General features: G+C 39.1%; 1 protein-coding gene. It reads right to left on the bottom strand.

Features of this window, described 5'->3' with window-relative positions; all coding sequences use genetic code 11:
• Positions 1-3,622, bottom strand: a 3,622-nt coding sequence (locus tag ACFIJ8_RS08355; RefSeq protein WP_375639375.1) for a beta strand repeat-containing protein, incomplete at both ends; no start/stop codon positions are given.

Genomic DNA, 3,622 nt, shown 5'->3' with positions numbered 1-3,622 from the left:
TTGATATAAACTGTTGTGTTGCCTGAGACATCACCGTGAATGAGAAGCCTATCGGTTTTTTGATCGGCACTTGCTACACCATCACTCCAAGCAATATTGAAGTAAATCTTTGCATCACCAGAGGCTTTGTAAACTTCTTGTGTGTCTGGTTTACCAGAACCTATATGCAATGTGTGATAATGCTCTTCTGTTGGTTCGCTAAAGATAATGGAGCTATTATCGAGATTAAGCGTGGAAACATCAGAACGAGATCTTTGAGCAATATCAAGCAGTTGACCATCTTCATCTGTTTCATGGGCACTGTTTTTTACAATCCATTGTGTATTGTTTTGCAAATTAAAGATTGTTTTAGGGCTGTTAATAATTTTTGCTCTACCCTCTAATATGGAGTCATCAGAATTGAGGGTGAAAGTGAAATTATTTCCTTTTGTTGAATCTTTGTTTACTAGTAAAACATCACCACGGATTTCTGATTTTTCGCCAAGATTGACTGTGCCGGTTGACTCATCTACATTAATTCCAGTACCGTTTTTAATGTGAAGCTTTGCGTTGGTTAAATTAATTTCTGAGGTTGTATCTTCTTCAGGATTTTCAAATTTTATGCCATTTTTCTCTGCTGTTGCAGAAATATTTGTTGCATCAATATGCCCACCGTTTTCAACAGCTAATGCTGCCTCTGTTCCTGTTATACTTCCTGTCATCATTGTGATGGTGGAGTCTAAGCCGGTTGCATGGAGGGCATAACCATTAGATGATGTAATTTGGGCATTTTCAGCTAAAGTAATGGTGCTTCCACTCTCTGCACGTATCCCCACATTGTTTCCAGCAAATGATCCTCCAGAGATTGTGATTTGAGAATGATCCATTGCCATTACGCCGGTGAATGCTTGTGTAATGTGTACATTTTCTAAAGTGATATTGCTTGCTTGGGCATTTAATCCTGTAAATATGATCGAGTTACCTTTTCCATTGCTTGATATTGTCACATCTTCCAATTTGTTTTCGTTGCTCTTACTGTTTGAAATGGTAGCACCAACTGTAGAAGTTGTAATGGTTCCCTTCTTCATTTTGATTACGCCGCCGTCTTGTGCAAGGAGTCCAGTCGAAGTGTCTTTAATATCTGTTCCACGCAATTCGATCATACTATTAGAATTGATAACACTTGCACCTAATCCGCTAAGCTGCTTTTCTGTTGTGATAGTAACACCTGTGACCGTAATATGACCACCACCTTCCGCACTCAATGCTGTACGGTCCCCTTTGACGTGTCCTTTATTCATTGTGATGGTAGAGTTTAAACCGTCTGCACGGAGTCCATAACTATTAGATGAGGTAATTTGTGCTGCATCGTCTAAATTGATGGTGCCGCCATCTGCTACATATATTGTTTCATCTTCTGCCTTAAATGATCCCCCAGAGATTTTTATTGTAGAATTGTCATACGCAGCTACGGCATTAATTGCGTCAGAGATGGTTACATTTTTTAAAGTGACTTTACTTGTTTCTTCTGCTTGAATTCCATAGCCTAGTAGCGCACCACCTTTACTACTTGATATTATCACATTGTCCAGATAGTTTTCTTCGCTCTCACTTTTAGAAAAGACAGCACCAGCTACAGAAGCTTTAATGCTTCCCCCAGTCATACTGATTGCACCATTGTTTTCTGCTTTAAGACCAATTGCACTATCACTGACCGTTGTATTTTCCAACTCAATCACACTTTTAGAGCCATCAGCATCTGCACCGATACCATCGTCTGTTGTTTTTAGAGTACCATCTGTGATGGTAATATGTCCGCTATTTTCTGCAGACAATGCTATTATTTTTCCAGCTACAGTTCCTCCAGTCATCTTGATTACGCCATTGTCATGTGCATAGAGCCCAGAGTTATCAGATGATGTAATTTGTGCATTGTCGGTTAAAATAATGGTGCCGCCGTTTAGAGCAGCGATTGTTGCTAGTTTTGCATCAAACGATCCTCCAGTAATCTCTATTTTAGAATTACTATCTGAAACAACGGCGTTTTCTGCTTGTTTTACGTTTACATTTTCTAGAGAGACTATACTTTCTTTTCCTGCATTGATTCCATTGACTAGTAGCTCATTCTCTTTATTGCTGGATATTATTACATTCTTCAGTTTGTTTTTGTTGCTTTTACTTTCCGTAAAGCGAGCACCAACGTATGAGGCATTAATGGAGCCTCCATTCATACTGATTGCACCCTCTTTTTTTGTCTGAAGTCCAACTATACTATTTTTAATCTTTGTATCATCTCCAGTTAACTCAATTAGACTATCTTTACCCTCAGAAAATGCACCAAAACCACTTGTAATTGATTCGTTATTTTCAATGGGATCGGCGCCATCTATTGTTAGGGTAACATTTTCTACCGTAATGTGTCCGCCATTTTTTGCTCCAACGACTCCTGTTTTTCCAGTTACTTCTCCTCCGGTCATGTTGATTGTGGATTCTTGTTCTGCCATGAGCCCAACGTTATCAGATGATGTAACTTTAGTATTGTCCTTTAAAGTGATTGTGCTGCCGTTTTCAGCGTGTATAGTTACCTTTTTAGAGTCAAACTCTCCTTTAGAGATTGTTATTTCAGAATTACTATCTGCAGATATACCACTGTCTGCTTGAGAGAATCTTACACCTTCTAAATCAACTTTACTGTTCTTCTCTGCTTTTACTCCAAAGAGTATAGGTGTTCCGCCTTCATTACTTGATATTTCTACATCCTTTAGTTTGTTCTTGTCGCTATTACTGTTCAAAAAGTAAGCACCAGCTTGTGAAGCTTTAATGGAACCTCCATTCATAGAGATTGAGCCACCATTTTGTGCCACGAGTCCAGAGTTATTAGATGATGTAATTTGAGCGCCCTCTATAGTGATGTCACTGTTTTTCAAGGCAGCTATTGTTTCCTCTTTTGAAGCGAATGAGCCTCCAGTGACCTTTACTTTAGAACTATTATTTGCAAGAATAGCGTTTTCTGCTTGTTTTACGGTTACATCTTCTAAAGTGACTGTACTGTTCTCTTGTACCTTTACTCCAAAGGTTATTTGTTTTCCGTCTTCATTACTTGATATTGTTACACCTTTCAGCTTATTTTTGTCGCTGTTACTGTTCAAGAAGCTAGCACCAGCGTGGGAAGCATTAATAGAGCCTCCAGTCATGGAGATCGTGCCACTTTCTTTTGCCCAGAGTCCAGAGTCGTCAGATGATGTAATCGTAGAATCGTTTATAGTGACTTTGCTGTTTTGCGAGGCAACTATTGTTGCTTCTTTTGAAGCAAATGAACCTCCAGTGATTGTTATTGTAGAGCCACCTTGTGCACTTACAGCATTGTTTGTTTGTTTTATGATTACATCCTTTAAAGTGACTGTACTGTTTTCTGCTCCTGCTCCGAATCCCAGTAGTGTTTTATCATCACCGCTTGATATTGTTACATTTTCCAGCTTGTTTTTGTCGCTGTTACTGTTCATGAAGATCGCACCAAAATCAGAAGCATTAATGGAGCCTCCAGTTATGGAGATCGTGCCACCGTTTTTTGCTTCAACACCTACGATAATGGCAGAATCAGTCCCTTTAATGGTTGTTTTATCCCCCGTTAATGTGATCATAC

Origin of the sequence: Bartonella sp. MF74HXZ, from assembly GCF_042194445.1 — a bacterium.
Classification (GTDB): Bacteria; Pseudomonadota; Alphaproteobacteria; order Rhizobiales; family Rhizobiaceae; genus Bartonella; species Bartonella grahamii.
The sequence above is the reverse complement of the archived record's forward strand: the minus strand, read 5'-3'. Positions and strand labels throughout refer to the sequence as shown.